Origin of the sequence: Aeromonas sp. s4, from assembly GCF_040907855.1 — a bacterium.
Lineage (GTDB): Bacteria > Pseudomonadota > Gammaproteobacteria > Enterobacterales > Aeromonadaceae > Aeromonas > Aeromonas caviae.
This window is the reverse complement of sequence record NZ_JBFOCP010000041.1, coordinates 21,731-37,317: the sequence shown is the minus strand read 5'-3', so window position 1 is coordinate 37,317 and position 15,587 is coordinate 21,731. Positions and strand designations below refer to the sequence as shown.

Sequence of the window (15,587 nt, the reverse complement as noted above, 5' to 3'; positions counted from 1 at the left end):
CGGATGGTCCTCAGCGGCGACGGTGGGGCGGACGCATGTCCGGCCAGGCGCGATAGACGTCCGGGATCTGGTCAGGGCCGCTGATGCAGAGATCGAGATCGTGCAGCAGGCCATCCTTGATGCCGTAGATCCAGCCGTGCACCGCCAGCTCCTGCCCCTTGCGCCAGGCATTCTGGATGATGGTGGTGTGGCAGACGTTGGCGACCTGCTCGGCCACGTTCAGCTCGCACAGGTAGTCGAAGCGCTCGTGCTCATCCTCGATGGCTTCGAGCTGTTCGCCGTATTTGAAGTAGACGTCCTTGATGTTGCGCAGCCAGTTGTCGATGAGACCCAGCTCCTGGTTCTGCATCGCAGCCTTGACCCCACCGCAGCCATAGTGGCCGCAGACGATGATGTGCTTCACCTTGAGCACCTCCACCGCGTATTGCAGCACCGAGAGGCAGTTGAAGTCGGTGTGCACCACCAGGTTGGCGACGTTGCGGTGGACAAAGACGTCCCCCGGCAAGAGCCCCATCAGCTGGTTGGCGGGAACCCGGCTGTCGGAACAGCCGATCCAGAGGTACTCGGGTGCCTGCTGAGCGGACAGGGTAGCGAAGAAATTGGGATCCTCGGCCTTGATCCGTTCCGCCCACTCGCGGTTGTTGGTAAACAAGTCGTTCAACAGTTTCACTTCTGCTCTCCCTACTGTGGCAGTGGCGGCAACATACCATACACAAGGGTAACCAAGGCAAGGCCGACCAGATCCCCGCAAAACAAAAACAGGGCCATCAGGCCCTGCTTCTTACCGGAGGAGGCCGTCAGGCATCCATGGCATCTTTCAGCTTCTTGAGCGCGTTTTTCTCAAGCTGGCGCACCCGCTCGGCCGAGACGCCGTAAGTATCGGCCAGTTCCTGCAGGGTGGTCTTGCTCTCGTCATCGAGCCAGCGGGCACGGATGATGTGCTGGCTGCGCTCGTCCAGGGTCGCCATGGCCGCACTCAGGCGGCGGGTGGCATGGCTGTCCCAGTTGTCGTTCTCGATGTTCGCCGCGAGATCGGAAGATTTGTCTTCCAGATAGTGCACCGGCGCGAAGCCACCCTCGTCTTCATCGTCACCGACCAGGTCGAAGGCCTGATCGTAATTGCTCATGCGCGCTTCCATCTCGGTGACGTCGGCAGCGGATACCCCGAGGTCGGCAGCCACGGCCTGCACCTCTTCGTGGTTCAGCCAGCCAAGACGCTTCTTGGACTTGCGCAGGTTGAAGAACAGCTTGCGCTGGGCCTTGGTGGTCGCCACCTTGACCATGCGCCAGTTGCGCAACACATATTCGTGGATTTCGGCCTTGATCCAGTGCACGGCGAAGGAGACCAGACGCACGCCCACGCTCGGGTCGAAGCGTTTGACGGCTTTCATCAGGCCGATGTTGCCTTCCTGTACCAGATCGGCCTGAGGCAGGCCATAGCCGGAGTAGCTCTTGGCCACGTGAACGACAAAACGCAGGTGCGACATAACGAGCTGGCGTGCAGCTTCGAGATCGCCATCCTGCTGCAGACGCATCGCCAGTTCGCGCTCTTCCTCTGCGCTCAGCACAGGGATCGAGTTGACGGCCTGGATATAGCCTTCCAGACTACCTTGCGGAATCAGAGCCATAGTGCGTTGCAATGAAGTTCCCATGTTCTACCTCTTACTTTTCAATCGAATCAGTCTAACACCCTGAGAAGACGTGTCTACCGACCAGGTATCATTCTGCGTGCTGCATCATACATCACCCCAGCATGAACCCGGCCTATCTTAGGCTGACGGCATGAATCATAAATGAACAGTCAAAAAAAAGGGGTCACAGTAAAGGACCCCTGAAAAGTAGCATGCTAAGTCCATTGTTGCGGAGCTCGCAACCTTCACATGCTTGCCAAGTCAGACGAGCAAGGCATAGGGGCCATACCCGTATTCATTCTGCTGCAGTCAATAGACCATTGATAAATCAAAAGGTTCAGAGGATCCACATATGATCCTCGGCGCAGACACCATTCAGATTACTCTGAGAAAGTGGCCCGTGCCAGAAACGGGCCACTCTTTTACTTGATCCAGTTCGCAAAATCCAGCGCTTTAAAATGCTGACAAATTAATCAGGACGGTTCTATGTCGCGAATGTGCCTGTGCACCGAGAACCAGGAGGCGATCAACCCCAGCAGGGCGCCCAGCAGTATAAGATTGAAGCCGTCGAACGCCCCCATCCCCACCAGACGGAAGTTGCTGTTGTAGAGCCCCGCCAGCTCCTTCACCACCCCCTCGCTCCAGATCACCATCACCTCGGTCAGCCACCAGGCCAGCATGCCGCCAATGACCCCGAACCAGATGCCCGTATAGAGGAAGGGACGGTGGATGAAGGCATCGGTCGCTCCCACCAGCTTGAGCACTTCAATCTCGGAACGCTGGTTCAGGATATTCAGGCGCAGGGTGTTGCCCACGATCAGCAGCACGGCGGAAAGCAGCAGCACGGCGATGCCGGTGATGGTATGGCGCAGCAGGTTCATGATCCCCTGCAGCCGGGTCAGCCACTGCAGATCCAGCTTGCCCTGCTCGATACCGGGCTCGTTCTCCAGCTTGACGAGCAGCTCGGCGGCCCCTTCCGGATTCTGCCACCGAGGATCCGGGATCACGCTCAGCACCGGCGGCAGCGGGTTGCTGTCCAGATAATCCAGGGCATCACCGAAACCGGAGATCTCCCGAAATTCCCTGAGCGCCTCGTCACGGTTCATATAAGTGACGGACTCCACCTCCGGATAGAGCAGGATCCGCTGCTTCATGTCCAGGATGCTCTGCTCCGGCAGATCCTTGCGCAGATAGAGAGAGATCTGGGAGCTGGTCTGCCAGCTCCCCTCTACCACTTCGGCATTCTTCAGCAATACGTGGAAACAGGAAGGCAGCGCCAGACTCACGCCAAGCACCGCCAGGGTCATCAGGGAGGCGAGCGGATTGCGCCACAGCTCACCCAGGCTGGCAAAGGCCTGGCGCACGTGATCCACGCCATACATCATCAAACGACGCAACGGCGGCTGTTTATGACGAACAATAGCCATCAGCGATCCTCCCCGGACGAATACATGCGACCCGCCTTGAGGGTCAGGGTACGGTAGCGCATCCGGGCGATCAGCCCCAGATCGTGAGTGGCAATCAGCACGGAGACGCCGAAGCGGTTGAACTCCTCGAACAGGCGCATGATGTCCATGGAAAGCTGGGGATCCAGGTTGCCGGTCGGCTCGTCCGCCAGCAGCAGGGGGGGTTTGTTGACGATGGCGCGGGCGATGCCGACCCGCTGCTGCTCACCACCGGATAGCATGCGCGGCTGGTAACGCTCCTTGCCGAGCAGCCCGACCTTGTCGAGCGCCGCCGCCACCCGCTTGTTGATGTCCCCATGGCTGTAGCCATCGATCACCAGGGGCAGGGCGACGTTGTCGAACACGGTACGATCCATCAACAGGCGGTGATCCTGGAAGATCATGCCGATCTGGCGGCGCACGTAGGGGATCTGACTGCGCTGGATGTGGCTGACGTCATCGCCGTGGAAGAAGACGCGGCCGTCGGTCGGTCGTTCCATCACGCTGATGAGCTTGAGGAGGGTACTCTTACCCGCCCCCGAATGGCCGGTCAGGAAGGCCATCTCCCCCTTGCGCAGGTGAAAACTGACCTTTTGCAGCGCTTGATGACCGCCACTGTAGACCTTGCTGACCTTGTCAAAACGAATCATAACGGTTCCCTGAGATTGACAAACCCCGACCGGGATAAAGCATGGGGCGCTCACTCCCCCGTACCGGCACAACACCTGGATGACAACACCGGTCACAACCATGCCACATGTCATCCTTGTCCGGATGAGCCATGCCTGCGCCCTCATAGTGACATACCCCGACCGGAGTCGGGGTATGGAACACATGCTTGTCACGGCCGGGCCGACTCATGTCAGCCGGATTTATTCTTCGCGGCTGAAGAGCGCCTCGATGAAGTCGTTGGCGACGAACGGGCGCAGATCGTCGATCCCCTCGCCCACCCCGATGTAGCGGATCGGGATCTGGAACTTGTCGGCCACCGCGAAGATGACGCCACCCTTGGCGGTACCGTCCAGCTTGGTGAGGGTGATGCCGGTCAGGCCCACCGCCTCGCTGAACAGCTTGGCCTGGCTCAATGCGTTCTGGCCGGTGCCTGCGTCCAGAGTCAGCATGATCTCGTGGGGTGCCGCATCGTCCAGCTTCTTCATCACCCGCACCACCTTCTTGAGCTCCTCCATCAGGTTGCTCTTGTTCTGCAGGCGGCCGGCGGTATCAGCGATCAGCACGTCAGCCCCGCGGGAGCGGGCAGCCTCGATGGCGTCATAAATGACGGAAGCGGAGTCGGCACCGGTGTGCTGGGCAATCACCGGAATGTTGTTGCGCTGACCCCACACCTGCAGCTGCTCGACGGCGGCAGCACGGAAGGTATCGCCAGCGGCCAGCATCACGCTCTTGCCCTCGGCCTGGAACTGCTTGGCCAGCTTGCCGATGGTGGTGGTCTTGCCGACGCCGTTCACGCCGACCATCAGGATGACGTAAGGCTTCTTGCTGGTGTCGATCACCAGGGGCTGCTCGACCTTGGCCAGCATCTCGCCCATATCCTGTTTGAGCAGACCGTAGAGCGCCTCGGCGTCCTTGAGCTGCTTGCGGTCCGCGTGCTGTACCAGCCCCTCGATGATGCGGGTGGTGGTGTCGACGCCAAGATCGGCGGTCAGCAGCTGGGTCTCCAGCTCTTCGAACAGATCGTCATCGATCTTCTTGCCGCTGAACAGGCCGAAGAAACCGGAACCGATATTCTCCCTGGTACGCACCAGGCTGCGCTTGAGGCGGGCAAAGAAGCCCTCCCGCTGCGGCTTCTCCTGAGTGTCGTCGTCCACCTTGGCGGCAAGTGGCAGAGCGGCCAGCGCGGCGGCCTCAGCCTCCATCGCGGCGACCAGACGCAAATCTTCCGCTCGCTGGGCCTCTTTGGCGACACGGGCTTCCTCGGCAGCCTGAGCTTCGGCGGCAACACGAGCTTCTTCTTCAGCCTGAGCTTCAGCAGCAACACGAGCTTCTTCCGCGGCACGGGCTTCGGTAGCGATGCGAGCCTCTTCTGCAGCGCGAGCCTCGGCGGCAACACGGGCCTCTTCTGCGGCGCGGGCCTCGGCAGCAATACGGGCCTCTTCTGCGGCGATGCGAGCCTCTTCCGCAGCGCGGGCCTCGGCGGCAATACGGGTCTCTTCTGCGGCGCGTGCCTCGGCGGCAATACGGGCTTCTTCTGCGGCGCGAGCCTCGGCGGCAATACGGGCTTCTTCTGCGGCGCGAGCCTCTGCGGCAATACGGGCCTCTTCCAAAGCGCGGGCTTCGGCGGCGACAATGGCTTCTTCTGCGACCTGAGCTTCGGTGGCGATCAAGGCCTCATTGACGATGACGGGCTCAAGCTCGCCCTCCGGCTCTTCCACAACCAGGGGGCCTTCGTCAGGGCCGCTCAGCGGCGCTTCGGGCTTGGCGGTAGGGGCATCAGCCGGGGCAACATCGGCGACAGGCGCGGGAAGAGCGGCGGCCTCCGACTCGACGACCGCCGGGGTAGCGTCGGGCGCCTGCGATGGAACGGCCTCAGCCTCTTCTTTCTTGCGGCCGAAACCCAGCCAGGAAAACAAACCTTTTGCCATCTAAAAATACTCACATCAAAGGCTGACTGCTAAGATAGCCGTCCCTCGGCGGGTCGGCATAAAAATGAACCGCCTTATACTATCACTTTATTTTCTGACGACGAAACGCGATGCCCAGAGTGAAATCCAGCCGTAACAGCCCGAGCAAGAGCCCGGCCCCCCAGGGGCGAGCGGGCGTGGTACGAATCATCAGCGGTCAATGGAAGGGGCGCAAACTCCCCGTCAGGGATGTGGAAGGGCTCAGACCCACCACGGATCGCGTCAAGGAGACCATCTTCAACTGGCTGGCTCCCCACGTGCGCGGTACCCGCTGCCTGGATCTGTTCGCCGGCAGCGGCGGGCTGGGGCTGGAAGCCTTGTCCCGCTATGCCGAACAGGTCACCCTGATCGAGATGGACAGAGGCGCCGCCGACCAGCTCAAGAAGAACCTGACGACCCTGGGCAGCAGCCAGGGGCAGGTGATCCAGGCTGATGCCGTGAGCTGGCTGCAAGGCCCGGCCACGCCGTTCGATCTGGTCTTTCTGGACCCACCGTTTCGTCGCGAGCTGCTGCCCCAAGTGTGCGAGCTGCTGGAGCAACGCGGCTGGCTGGCATCCGATGCCCTCATCTATCTGGAGCGGGAAAAAGAGATGGCCGATCTGGCTCTGCCCGCCAGCTGGAAACTACTCAAGGACAAGCAGGCTGGTCAGGTCTGCTATCAGCTCTATCTGCGGGACACCAAGCATGACGCTGCGGTTTAAAGGGGAGATGGGCACAGTCCCCTTCTCCGTCAATTTGGACAACGGCTCAAGGACAAGCAGGTCGATCACATCAGGCCTGCTATCAACTCTATGTACGGGAGGTAAACGATGAAGCGGGTGTTTAATCTGTTGGCGATGGGGGTGCTGCTGTTCTTCTGGTTCGGTGTGGCACTCGCCCTGCTGGGCACCCTGCCGGGCAAACTGAACGGCTTTCTGCCGGTGTGCGGCGTCATCGTGATATTGATGCACTGGGTACAGGCCAGCATGATCAAGGCGGCATGCAAACCCTACTTCGCGGTCACTCGTCTCGAATTCACCCAGGTGCTGATCTTCGGGGTGTTCGGCATGATGGATATCCGCACCAAGCTGCAGGCCATCATAGACGCCAGGAAGAAGGGAGAGACTCCCCCCAGGGCCGACTAGGCCACCCCCGGCCCGACCAGAAGGAGTGATTCGTCACTCCTTTTGCGTTTTTCCGAGGCTGATTCCCAGCTTGATGGAGAGAGCGGCGAGCAGCAGCAGCATGGCAATGAGGGAGAAGAAGTTGCTGCCAAGCTCGGGGTACTGCACCTTGACCAGGGCAGAATGGCCGAACACGCCGATAAAGAAGCAGAGCAGGATGCAGCTGGGTGTGTTGCCCACCATGGGCTCATGGCGATAGTGCTGATAGAGCTGGCTGGCCGCCAGCAACAGGGCGATGAGGGGGTAGAAGGAGAAGGGGACGACCGACTCCGTCAAGGCCGACAGGAAGGCATCGCCACAGATACCGATCAGCAGGGCCAGCACCAGGGGCTTCTTCGGAATCGCGTTCGGTTCATGCATGAGGCTGTCCATCCTTGCGTTATGTGAGAGATTCGTGGCGCTTGCGGTTCTGCACCTCGGCGCCCATGGCGATCATCCGCAACTGGCTGATGGTGCGCTCCGACAGTGCCTTGCACTCTTCCGGAGTCATGTCGAGGGCGTCTGCACCGGCGCTGAAGACGATGGTCACCATGGCCTCGGCCTGGATATAGGCCTCTTCCCGTGGCGCCTGCGTGGTGGCTTCCAGATAATCGGTCAGCTCGGCGATGAAGTGCTGGATCTCCCGGGCCACCGCCTGACGGAATGCAGCCGAGGTGCCGGAGCGCTCGCGCAGCAGCAGCCGGAAGATGTTCGGGTTGTTTTCGACGAATTCCATGAAGGTCTGCACCGAGGTGCTGATGACGCTGCCACCACCGGCAATGCGCTGGCGCGCCTGGCGCATCAGTTGGCGCAGGGTCAGCCCTCCCTCGTCCACCAGCGTCAGCCCCAGCTCTTCCATGTCCCGAAAGTGGCGATAGAAGGAGGTCGGCGCTATGCCCGCCTCTCTGGCCACTTCCCGCAGGCTGAGGTTGGAGAAACTGCGGTTGGCGCAGAGTTGACTGAACGCCGCCTCGATCAGCGTACGCCGGGTTTTTTCTTTTTGTTGCGCGCGAATACCCACGAAAACAGTCACCTTGAGATTAGCGAGGCCAGATGATAACCCGAAGGCGGGGCCGGGATCAGGTTTGTCTCCGACTTTTTTACCATTGACCCGCATTCCGGCTCAATGGAGAATAGTGAACAGCTGTTCGCTGAAAGGAGCCGAGTGAAATGGACCGCCCCCCGATCATCATGACCAATACCCTGCTGTTCGCCCTCTCCGGGCTCACGGCACTGATAGCGGTCCCCTGGTATGGACTGAGCCAGGGCTACGACCTATGGCAGTGGCTCTGCTTCCTGCTGCTGTTCTGCTATTGCGGCATCTCCATCACCGCCGGCTACCACAGGCTCTGGTCCCACAAGTCCTACAAGGCGCACCCGGCCCTGCAATGGATCTTCGCCATCGGAGGCGCGCTCGCCCTGCAAAACTCGGCGCTGCACTGGTCCTCGGATCATCGCCGCCACCACCGCCACGTGGATGACAACCAGAAGGATCCCTACAGTGCGGGGCGCGGCTTCTGGTACTCCCACATCGGCTGGATGCTGCGGGAATACCAGCGCGATACCTACCACGACTACAGCAATGTGCGCGACCTGCAAAACAACCCCGTGGTCGCCTTCCAGCACAGGCACTATCTCGCCCTGGCTCTGGTCACCAACATCGGCATTCCGCTGCTGCTCGGCCTCCTGCACGGGGATCTGCTCGGCATGATGCTGCTGGCCGGGGTGCTGCGCATGGTGATGACTCATCACACCACCTTCTTCATCAACTCCCTGGCCCACATCTGGGGCAGCCAGCCGTTCACGGATCGCAACAGCGCCCGGGACAACGGCATCCTGGCCTTCTTCACCTTTGGCGAGGGCTATCACAACTTCCATCACCTGTTCGAGAACGACTACCGCAACGGTATTCAATGGTGGCAGTTCGACCCCACCAAGTGGCTGATCCGCACCGCCGCCTGGTGCGGGCTCGCCAAAGACCTGAGAGCCTGCCCGGAGGAACGCATCGAACAGGCCAGGCTGGAGATGCAACTCAAGCGCGCCCAGGCCAGAGTGCACAAGCAGGACGACAGGGAACGCTGGCAGGCACTGCTGCAGGAGGAGTACGACAAGCTGAGCCTGCAGATCCAGCACTACTATGCCAGCCGCAAGTCACTGCTGGAGCAGCGCAAGCGCACAGCCCTCGCACGCTACGACAGGCTCAGGCTGCAACTGGAGTACCGCACGTTGCGAGACGGTTTCCTCGTTGCCAAGCGCAACTGGAGTCGTCTGCTGGCGGGCCTCGCCTGATCGCCGAGACATCACGCAAAAGACCGCCAGCAGGCGGTCTTTTTGATCGGACAAGCAGACAGCGGGCATAAAAAAATGGGGCAACATTCGCATGTCACCCCCTCGCAAATAGCATGTTCCATATTGGGCTACCGCAACCACGGGGGTCTGTCTGGCATCACGGGTTTCCGCTCCCGATCTGCCTCGCCTGCCGGAGCAATCCGGTTGGCCCATTTCCCCTGTTGCCGTCACCCACACGGCAGACCAGCCGCCGTGTTTGTCCTTGCACTCGAGATACTACGCAGTTAAATAAAATAAAAAACCGTTCTACACGCACCTCTATGCAGTCGAGGCCCCTGGATTGTTACTGCACTCTTAATATAAATCGATTAAAAACAATACCATACAATCCAGTCCCGTCTTTGGATGGCAAACGTTATCCTCGAAGGCGCACAAGGCTTTGCGAGATCTCGCACAAGGCGGATCCCACTCACAACCAACGGTGCAAAGGTAACCAATCGCTCAATTGCGCCAGCAGGCGCCGCCATGCAGAGGGGGACGCCGCCACCGGGTGCACGGCCTGCTGCAACCAGCCATCGATGAGTTGCTGCAACTCGTCGCACAGCGTCGGGCTATGGAGGTGCAGCATCAACTCGGTGTTGAGCATCAGGGAGCGGGGATCCAGGTTGAAACTGCCGAGCAGCGCCTCCTCCTTCCCCATCAGGATCAGCTTGGCATGCAGACTGAACGCCTCCGTCGTCAGCTCGAACAGGGTGACCCCCTGACGCTCGAGCCAGGGGCGGTGACGTCGATAGGCGCCATAGACCAGGGGCACGTCCGTGCTGGCCAGGGAGTTGGTCAGGATCTCGATGTCGACCCCCTGCCGTCGCTGCCCCTTGAGCCGGCGACGCAGCCCCCGTGTCAGGATCAGGTAAGGGCTCACCAACCTCAGGGCCCCCTGATTGCTCGCCAGCATGCGTCCCAGCAGGGGCGCCGTGGTCGGCCGGGCGACCAGCCCCTTGCCGGGGCGATCGAACCAGCACTGCCCTCGCCCGGGATGCCAGCAAAGGGGAACGGGGCACTCATCAAACAGAGTGGCCGGCAGATCATAGGCGGCCGCCATGGCGGGGTCGGTCAGGGTCAGCAGGAAGTCATTCAGGGCCCGGGTTTCGGCTGGCAGCAAGGGGCGTCTCAACAGACGACGGACCGGGTGGCTCCAGCGACTGTGCCAGAACAGCGCGAACCCCTGCTCGGCCTGCTGACAGAGGGGGCCGCGGCAGAGCAGATCCAGGTCGATGAAGTGAGGCGGCATCCCCAGCCCGAAGTAACGATCACCGATGTTGCGCCCGCCGATCACCGCCTGGCTGCCATCCACCAGCAGCAGCTTGTTGTGCATCCGGTGGTTGATGCGGCGAAAGCTCAGCACCCCTTCCAGCAGCAGGGTCAGAGGACGCCAGCCCCGCAGCCAGAAGGGGTTGAACAGGCGCACCTCGATGCCCGGTTCCGCCGCCACCGCCTCCAGAAAGCGGTTCTCCCCGCCGTAGAGATCATCGATGAGCAGTTGCACTACCACTCCGCGCCGGGCCGCCCGCACCAGCTCCGCCAGCAGCAGCTTGCCGCTGCCGTCCTCTTCCCAGCTGTAATACTGGGCGAGGATCCGGTGGCGAGCCTGGCGGATCAACTGGCATCGGGCTTTCAGGGCGGCGCCGGGATCGGCGAGCAAGGCAAACTCGGCAGGGATCAAGGGTCATCTCCCTGTCATCTGGTGGTGGCATAACCCAGACAACCGCCCCGATAGCCCAGTGTCAAGGAGCCGATGATGGAACTGCGCGACCACCCCTCCCTCAGTCAGAGACCCCATGCCAGCCAACCGGATCCCACCCCGGCCAGGCTGTTGATGCCCTGGTACCAGCAGCACCGGGATCTGGGCTGGGAGCCCCTTGCGCAGCATCACGAGGATCCCCTCCCCGGCCAGCATTGACAGGCTCAGGGCTGCACCGCCTCGATGGCCTCTGACTTGCCCTCCAGCTGGGGCAGGCTGAAACGGTAGGCCACGTAGTATTTGTAGATGGTGCCAACGTAGTTGATGGGCCCCTGGCCCACGTCGTTGGCCACCAGCTGCTCCACATTGCCGAACCAGACGTTCGGATCCAGCCCCTTGTCGGCCGCCTTGGCCTGCAATGCCTGGACCCGGTTCGGACCCGCATTGTAGGCGGCCAGGGCGAACAGATGGCGATTGAGCCTGTCCATCCCGGGATCGTTGAAGTAGGTGTCCAGGATGAGTCGCATGTAGCGACAGGCCGCCTCCACATTGCCCTCCAGACTGGTGAGTCTGGCACCGCGGATCCCCACCTCCTTGCCGGTACTCGGCAGCAGTTGCATGATGCCGACGGCCCCCCGGTGAGAGCCGACATTGGGATTGAGCCCCGACTCCTTGTAAGCCAGCGCGGCCAGCATCAGCCAGTCCAGCTGATACTTGTCCGCCTGGGCCTCCAGTACCTTGCGAATGGTCGACAGGCGCCCCAGCGGGTCCGGCGCCAGTATGTTGCTCATGCGGTCGCTTTGCGCCAGCAGGCGGCGCAATGTCATGTCACTGTAGAGGGTCCGCTTGCTCGACTCCGAGATGTAGGCGTTCACCGCCTTGAGCAGCTCCGGGCTGTTGTTGCGCAGGGCCCAGGCGCTGCGTCCCTTGTCCCGCAGCGGTATCAGCCTGTGGGCCTTGAGACCGCCAATCATGTCGAGCCAGATCCGCCCCTTGAAGCTGTCGGTGACCGTCAGCGGAATGATCCCGGCTGACACCATCTCCAGCAGGTCCCCGTCCTGCAGGTATTCGGGAACCGTCTCGATGTAGACCGGGGGCAACCCCAGCTCCCGAAACAGCCAGTTGAGCTGGTGCAGGCTCTCGAAATAACTGGAGCTGGCTCGCACCCAGATCCGCCGGCCGGACAGCTGGGTGATGCGATTGAAGGCAGGGAGCTCCCGCTGGCTCACCACCCACTCCTCGATGGGGGCGATCAGCGGCTGGGAGAAGGTCACCTGCTCGCGCCGGGTGGGAGTGACCGTCAGGTTGGCGGCCACCAGATCCCCGCGCCCCTCGGCCAGATAGTCCAGCAGCTTGTCCTGGCGCACCGGGATATAAATGATCTTGAGCTTGAGCTTCTCCTTGGCCAGGTAGGTCTGGTTCAACCAGCGCTCGAATCCCTGAAGCTGATTGACCAGGATGCCGTACTGGGCTCCCTTGTCGAAAAAGAAAAACCCCCGCTCATAGACCACCAGGGCCCTGAGCTCTTTTTTTTGCAGGATGTGTTCGAGATCACCGGCCTGGGGCAGCAACTGCGGCTTGAGATCCGCCGCCAGCAGAGGGAGAGAGCAGAGAGCCAGCAGGGCCCAGATCCATCGCCGCATCATGATTTAACCACCTCGCTGTGGGCCGGTGCGCACCGTCGGGTCTGTCAGAGAAGGCGCCTGCGCCAAGTCATGGGGCGTCGCGGGATCTTCTGCCGATCGGCGCATGCCGGACGGAAAACGGATCGTCCGTGGGATAACTCACTATACAACGCAAAGGGAGGGAAAAAGCGAGGGGCAGAGCAAGACGGCAGGCAAGCCTGCCGTGTCATCACGATCTCAGAGGGAGCGGGCGCGCATCTCGAAGATCAGCTTCTCGGCGGTGCAGGTGAATTGCAGGCGGGCCTTCAGGATCACGCCATCCGGGCCCCGGCTCAGCTCGCTGCTGCTTTTGGCTTCGGCAGTGACCTGCTTGGCCAGCGCCTCGTAAGCTGCAAATTTCTCGCGGGCGTCGGCTTCTGCAGCGGCCTCGATCACCAGCTCCATGACGTCGTCACCTTCGCCGATGATGGTGCCAATTTCGGCGAAACAGCCGCAACTGTCACAGGTCTCGTTCAGTTCCACTTTCTCGTCTACAAACATACGTTCACTCCTACTTATTCCGGATATTGTCATCGTCGCGCAAGGCGTTGCGAAAATCCCTGATGGCAGTGCCCAGATCCTCACCGGCGCCAGCCAGGCGTTTGCTGCCAAACACCACGACGACGACCACGAGCAGGATCAGCAGATGCCAGATATGAATGCCACCCAGTCCCATAGGGAGACTCCTGACTGTTAGATACCTGGAGGTTGTATCAAAAGAAAGCGTATCGATTGTTGGGCAAAATCAAGGCAGGTGCAAGTTGGCGAAAAAATCGCGCAAAAACGGCGACGAGGCGCAAAAAAATACGGCGACCATGGGCCGCCGTATGAGTCGGTGCTACTTGTCCCCTCAACCGCTACATCCTGTACCAGCCGCCACCAGGGCGAGAGACCCATCGAGCATAGGATCGCCAAGATATGAAAACAAATGGTATATATTCATCTAGGAATTGAAGAGGATTCATATCATGTTGCTGGAACAGCTTGCACGCATAGACCTTAATCTGTTGATAATCCTGCAAGTCTTGCTGGAAGAGCGCAACGGCAGCCGGGCTGCACGCCGTTTGCACCTGAGCCAGTCCGCCGTCAGCAAGGCCCTTGGACGGTTGCGGGAGACCTTTGACGATCCCCTGTTCGTGCGCTCGGCCTACGGGATGGATCCCACTCCCCGCGCCCTGGATCTCCAGCAGCAACTGCAGCCCATACTGCTCTCCCTGGACAACCTGATCCAGCCGCCGGACTTCGATCCCGCCAGCACGGAGCGGGAGTTCGTCATCGCCAGCATGGACAGCGCCTTCACCCTGTTTGCCCCCCTCTACCTGAGCGAACTGAAGCGTCAGGCCCCTGGCATCCGCCTGCGCTACGAGGAGTGGACCGAACACAGCCTGACCGAGATGAGCCAGGGCCAGGTGGATATCGCCTTCACGGTGCGGGAGAACTGCATCAATTCGGATTTTCGCCTCGACACCCTGCCCAACGCCATCTGTCAGCGGTTGCTCACCATCGACGATCTCACCTGCCTGGTACAGCGGGATCACCCTGCCTTGCAGGAGCCCGAGTGGGATCTCACCCGTTACCTCGCCTACCCCCATGTGCAGACCTACTGCGAAGGGCGGGATCGCTGGATGCTGGATCACAAGCTGGCGGAGCAGGATCTCTATCGCCGGATCGAGGCGACCGTCCCCTCCTTCGAGGCGGCCCTGCGCATGGGCATGCACTCGGACATGATAGTGACCCTCTCCCGCCTCTACGCCCGCCACGCCACCCAGGTCTATCCCCTGGTGCCGCTGCCGCTGCCCATCGCCCTGGACAGCATCTCCCACCTGCTCATCTGGCATCAGCGCCACGAGGAGGATCCGGGCCATCGCTGGCTGCGGGAGACCCTGCTCGCCCTCATCATGGGCAAGCTGGAAACCTCGGCGGATGGCCCGGCCGCTGCCGCCTGACGCGCAAAAAAAACGGGGCTCAAGAAGCCCCGTTTCACGTTGACATCAGCATTCGCCCCGTCAGTTCTGACCCGTCACCGCCAGATAATGGTGCACCCCGTCCAGCAGCATCTGCACCGAGATCATCACCAGCAGCATGCCCATCAACCGCTCCACCGCGGTGAGTCCTCGCTCACCCAGCAGCTTGTTGAACAGCTCGTAGAACATCAGGATCACGGCGCTGGCCCCCCAGGCCATCAGCAGGGCCAATGACCAGTCCACCATCCGGGTCGGCTCCTGGTTGGCCAGAAGCAGCAGGGAAGCCAGGATGGAGGGGCCCGCAATCATGGGGATGGCCATGGGCACCAGGAAGGGCTCCTCCCCCGCCGCCAGCCCGGTCACGCCACCGGGGCTCGGGAAGATCATCTTGATGGCGATGAGGAAGAGGATGATGCCCCCCGCGATGCTGACCGCCTCCTGACGCAGGTTGAGGAAGCTCAGGATCTGCTGACCGGCGAACAGGAAGCCCATCATGATCACCAGTGAAAACAACAGCTCCCGCAGCATCACCTTGCGTCGACGCTTGGGGTCGACATGGCGCAGGATGGAGAGGAAGACCGGCAGGTTGCCCAGCGGATCCATGATCAGAAACAGCATGACGGCAGCGGAGAATGTGTCCATAGAGCGCCCGGGCAGAACCTTTCAACAAGAGGGGAAGGAGGGCGAAATATAACAAAGGTGGCGGGATTCGGCGAGCGCCCCACCGCGCTCGCCGCTGGCGATCATCCGTGGTTGCAGATCTTGTCGGCGCGGGTCTGGAACCCTGACTCCGAGTCGATGAACTTGCCGCGCCTGGCCAGGAAGTCGATCAGGGCGTCAGCGTCCATCTCGCTGGCGCTGCAGGTGTGGAACCGGGCCTCGGCACCGAAGCGCGAGGCGATCGCCGCCCTGAGGCTGGCCCGGGTAAACGGACTCTCCTGCTCCAGCATCATCTCCATCACTTCGTGACCGTGTATCGATTGGGACATCTCGAACCTCTTTAATCATCATGTCAGATGACAATTAAAGCCCGAAGCCCGGAGAGGGTTCTTGATATAGGCCAACAAAACGC

18 protein-coding genes are annotated in these 15,587 nt (G+C 61.2%); 5 read left to right on the top strand and 13 right to left on the bottom strand.

The genetic code is table 11. The features are described from left to right. Positions 1–10: 10 nt before the first annotated feature. The 5 genes from can to ftsY all read right to left on the bottom strand — a co-directional run bounded on the left by can (position 11) and on the right by ftsY (position 5,676). On the bottom strand, positions 11–670 hold the full coding sequence (can, locus tag AB5Y89_RS13575) for a carbonate dehydratase (RefSeq protein WP_010672606.1): 660 nt from the start codon (positions 668–670) through the stop codon (positions 11–13). Positions 671–797: 127 nt separating this feature from the next. After that, positions 798–1,652 (bottom strand): RNA polymerase sigma factor RpoH, encoded by an 855-nt coding sequence (gene rpoH, locus AB5Y89_RS13570; protein WP_029313526.1) that lies wholly within the window; start codon positions 1,650–1,652, stop codon positions 798–800. 452 nt (positions 1,653–2,104) lie between these two features. Next, a complete protein-coding gene (gene ftsX, locus AB5Y89_RS13565) occupies positions 2,105–3,058 on the bottom strand; it encodes a permease-like cell division protein FtsX (protein ID WP_069785479.1) in 954 nt (317 codons plus the stop codon). Further along, complete coding sequence (gene ftsE, locus AB5Y89_RS13560) at positions 3,058–3,726, bottom strand: cell division ATP-binding protein FtsE (protein ID WP_010672603.1); 669 nt, start codon at positions 3,724–3,726, stop codon at positions 3,058–3,060. Before ftsE ends, ftsX begins: the two co-directional genes overlap by 1 nt. Positions 3,727–3,948: 222 nt before the next feature. Beyond that, complete coding sequence (gene ftsY / locus AB5Y89_RS13555) at positions 3,949–5,676, bottom strand: signal recognition particle-docking protein FtsY (protein ID WP_336591136.1); 1,728 nt, start codon at positions 5,674–5,676, stop codon at positions 3,949–3,951. A 110-nt stretch (positions 5,677–5,786) separates the two neighbouring features. On the opposite strand from ftsY, the gene rsmD reads away from it, so the two are divergent. Beyond that, positions 5,787–6,416, top strand: coding sequence for a 16S rRNA (guanine(966)-N(2))-methyltransferase RsmD (gene rsmD, locus AB5Y89_RS13550; RefSeq protein ID WP_029313522.1), 630 nt, complete (start codon positions 5,787–5,789; stop codon positions 6,414–6,416). A 108-nt stretch (positions 6,417–6,524) separates the two neighbouring features. Beyond that, the gene (locus AB5Y89_RS13545) at positions 6,525–6,839 is read left to right on the top strand and encodes a DUF1145 domain-containing protein (protein ID WP_010672600.1); all 315 of its coding nucleotides are present in this window, start codon (positions 6,525–6,527) and stop codon (positions 6,837–6,839) included. A gap of 33 nt (positions 6,840–6,872) precedes the next feature. Here the strand turns inward: AB5Y89_RS13545 and AB5Y89_RS13540 are convergent, their stop codons facing one another. Next, positions 6,873–7,238, bottom strand: a complete 366-nt coding sequence (locus tag AB5Y89_RS13540) for a YijD family membrane protein (RefSeq protein ID WP_010672599.1) — start codon at positions 7,236–7,238, stop codon at positions 6,873–6,875. A gap of 19 nt (positions 7,239–7,257) precedes the next feature. Further along, the gene (fabR, locus tag AB5Y89_RS13535; protein WP_010672598.1) at positions 7,258–7,878 is read right to left on the bottom strand and encodes an HTH-type transcriptional repressor FabR; all 621 of its coding nucleotides are present in this window, start codon (positions 7,876–7,878) and stop codon (positions 7,258–7,260) included. Between the two features lie 149 nt (positions 7,879–8,027). Between fabR and AB5Y89_RS13530 the strand changes: the two genes are divergently transcribed. Beyond that, positions 8,028–9,146 carry a fatty acid desaturase gene (locus AB5Y89_RS13530; RefSeq protein ID WP_069785476.1) on the top strand — a complete coding sequence of 373 codons (1,119 nt, stop codon included), beginning with the start codon at positions 8,028–8,030 and terminating at the stop codon, positions 9,144–9,146. A gap of 469 nt (positions 9,147–9,615) precedes the next feature. Here the strand turns inward: AB5Y89_RS13530 and AB5Y89_RS13525 are convergent, their stop codons facing one another. Beyond that, complete coding sequence (locus tag AB5Y89_RS13525; protein WP_270833712.1) at positions 9,616–10,869, bottom strand: phosphatidylserine/phosphatidylglycerophosphate/cardiolipin synthase family protein; 1,254 nt, start codon at positions 10,867–10,869, stop codon at positions 9,616–9,618. A 75-nt stretch (positions 10,870–10,944) separates the two neighbouring features. Between AB5Y89_RS13525 and AB5Y89_RS13520 the strand changes: the two genes are divergently transcribed. Then, positions 10,945–11,106, top strand: a complete 162-nt coding sequence (locus AB5Y89_RS13520) for a hypothetical protein (protein WP_010672595.1) — start codon at positions 10,945–10,947, stop codon at positions 11,104–11,106. A 5-nt stretch (positions 11,107–11,111) separates the two neighbouring features. On the opposite strand, the gene AB5Y89_RS13515 is transcribed toward AB5Y89_RS13520, so the two are convergent. The 3 genes from AB5Y89_RS13515 to tatA form a co-directional block, all read right to left on the bottom strand. Continuing rightward, positions 11,112–12,533: a lytic transglycosylase F gene (locus AB5Y89_RS13515; RefSeq protein WP_010672594.1), complete on the bottom strand. Its 1,422-nt coding sequence runs from the start codon at positions 12,531–12,533 to the stop codon at positions 11,112–11,114. Positions 12,534–12,749: 216 nt separating this feature from the next. Then, complete coding sequence (locus tag AB5Y89_RS13510) at positions 12,750–13,052, bottom strand: YfcZ/YiiS family protein (protein ID WP_368223969.1); 303 nt, start codon at positions 13,050–13,052, stop codon at positions 12,750–12,752. Between the two features lie 10 nt (positions 13,053–13,062). Then, positions 13,063–13,227, bottom strand: coding sequence for a twin-arginine translocase TatA/TatE family subunit (gene tatA / locus AB5Y89_RS13505; protein ID WP_010672592.1), 165 nt, complete (start codon positions 13,225–13,227; stop codon positions 13,063–13,065). A 292-nt stretch (positions 13,228–13,519) separates the two neighbouring features. Here tatA and AB5Y89_RS13500 point away from each other — a divergent pair, with 292 nt between their 5' ends. Beyond that, a complete protein-coding gene (locus tag AB5Y89_RS13500; protein ID WP_069785474.1) occupies positions 13,520–14,497 on the top strand; it encodes a LysR substrate-binding domain-containing protein in 978 nt (325 codons plus the stop codon). A gap of 60 nt (positions 14,498–14,557) precedes the next feature. Here the strand turns inward: AB5Y89_RS13500 and AB5Y89_RS13495 are convergent, their stop codons facing one another. Together AB5Y89_RS13495 and AB5Y89_RS13490 are read right to left on the bottom strand one after the other, a co-directional pair. Then, positions 14,558–15,157, bottom strand: coding sequence for a YhgN family NAAT transporter (locus AB5Y89_RS13495; RefSeq protein ID WP_010672590.1), 600 nt, complete (start codon positions 15,155–15,157; stop codon positions 14,558–14,560). Between the two features lie 101 nt (positions 15,158–15,258). Beyond that, a complete protein-coding gene (locus AB5Y89_RS13490) occupies positions 15,259–15,504 on the bottom strand; it encodes a YecH family metal-binding protein (protein WP_039040405.1) in 246 nt (81 codons plus the stop codon). Positions 15,505–15,587: the final 83 nt, after the last annotated feature.

Bases quoted from the DNA above. Each gene is read 5' to 3' on its own strand.
- rpoH (WP_029313526.1), bottom strand. From the start codon at position 1,652: ATGGGAACTTCATTGCAACGCACTATGGCTCTGATTCCGCAAGGTAGT.
- ftsX (WP_069785479.1), bottom strand. From the start codon at position 3,058: ATGGCTATTGTTCGTCATAAACAGCCGCCGTTGCGTCGTTTGATGATG.
- ftsE (WP_010672603.1), bottom strand. From the start codon at position 3,726: ATGATTCGTTTTGACAAGGTCAGCAAGGTCTACAGTGGCGGTCATCAA.
- ftsY (WP_336591136.1), bottom strand. From the start codon at position 5,676: ATGGCAAAAGGTTTGTTTTCCTGGCTGGGTTTCGGCCGCAAGAAAGAA.
- rsmD (WP_029313522.1), top strand. From the start codon at position 5,787: ATGCCCAGAGTGAAATCCAGCCGTAACAGCCCGAGCAAGAGCCCGGCC.
- AB5Y89_RS13545 (WP_010672600.1), top strand. From the start codon at position 6,525: ATGAAGCGGGTGTTTAATCTGTTGGCGATGGGGGTGCTGCTGTTCTTC.
- AB5Y89_RS13540 (WP_010672599.1), bottom strand. From the start codon at position 7,238: ATGCATGAACCGAACGCGATTCCGAAGAAGCCCCTGGTGCTGGCCCTG.
- AB5Y89_RS13530 (WP_069785476.1), top strand. From the start codon at position 8,028: ATGGACCGCCCCCCGATCATCATGACCAATACCCTGCTGTTCGCCCTC.
- AB5Y89_RS13520 (WP_010672595.1), top strand. From the start codon at position 10,945: ATGGAACTGCGCGACCACCCCTCCCTCAGTCAGAGACCCCATGCCAGC.
- AB5Y89_RS13515 (WP_010672594.1), bottom strand. From the start codon at position 12,533: ATGATGCGGCGATGGATCTGGGCCCTGCTGGCTCTCTGCTCTCTCCCT.
- AB5Y89_RS13510 (WP_368223969.1), bottom strand. From the start codon at position 13,052: ATGTTTGTAGACGAGAAAGTGGAACTGAACGAGACCTGTGACAGTTGC.
- tatA (WP_010672592.1), bottom strand. From the start codon at position 13,227: ATGGGACTGGGTGGCATTCATATCTGGCATCTGCTGATCCTGCTCGTG.
- AB5Y89_RS13500 (WP_069785474.1), top strand. From the start codon at position 13,520: ATGTTGCTGGAACAGCTTGCACGCATAGACCTTAATCTGTTGATAATC.
- AB5Y89_RS13495 (WP_010672590.1), bottom strand. From the start codon at position 15,157: ATGGACACATTCTCCGCTGCCGTCATGCTGTTTCTGATCATGGATCCG.
- AB5Y89_RS13490 (WP_039040405.1), bottom strand. From the start codon at position 15,504: ATGTCCCAATCGATACACGGTCACGAAGTGATGGAGATGATGCTGGAG.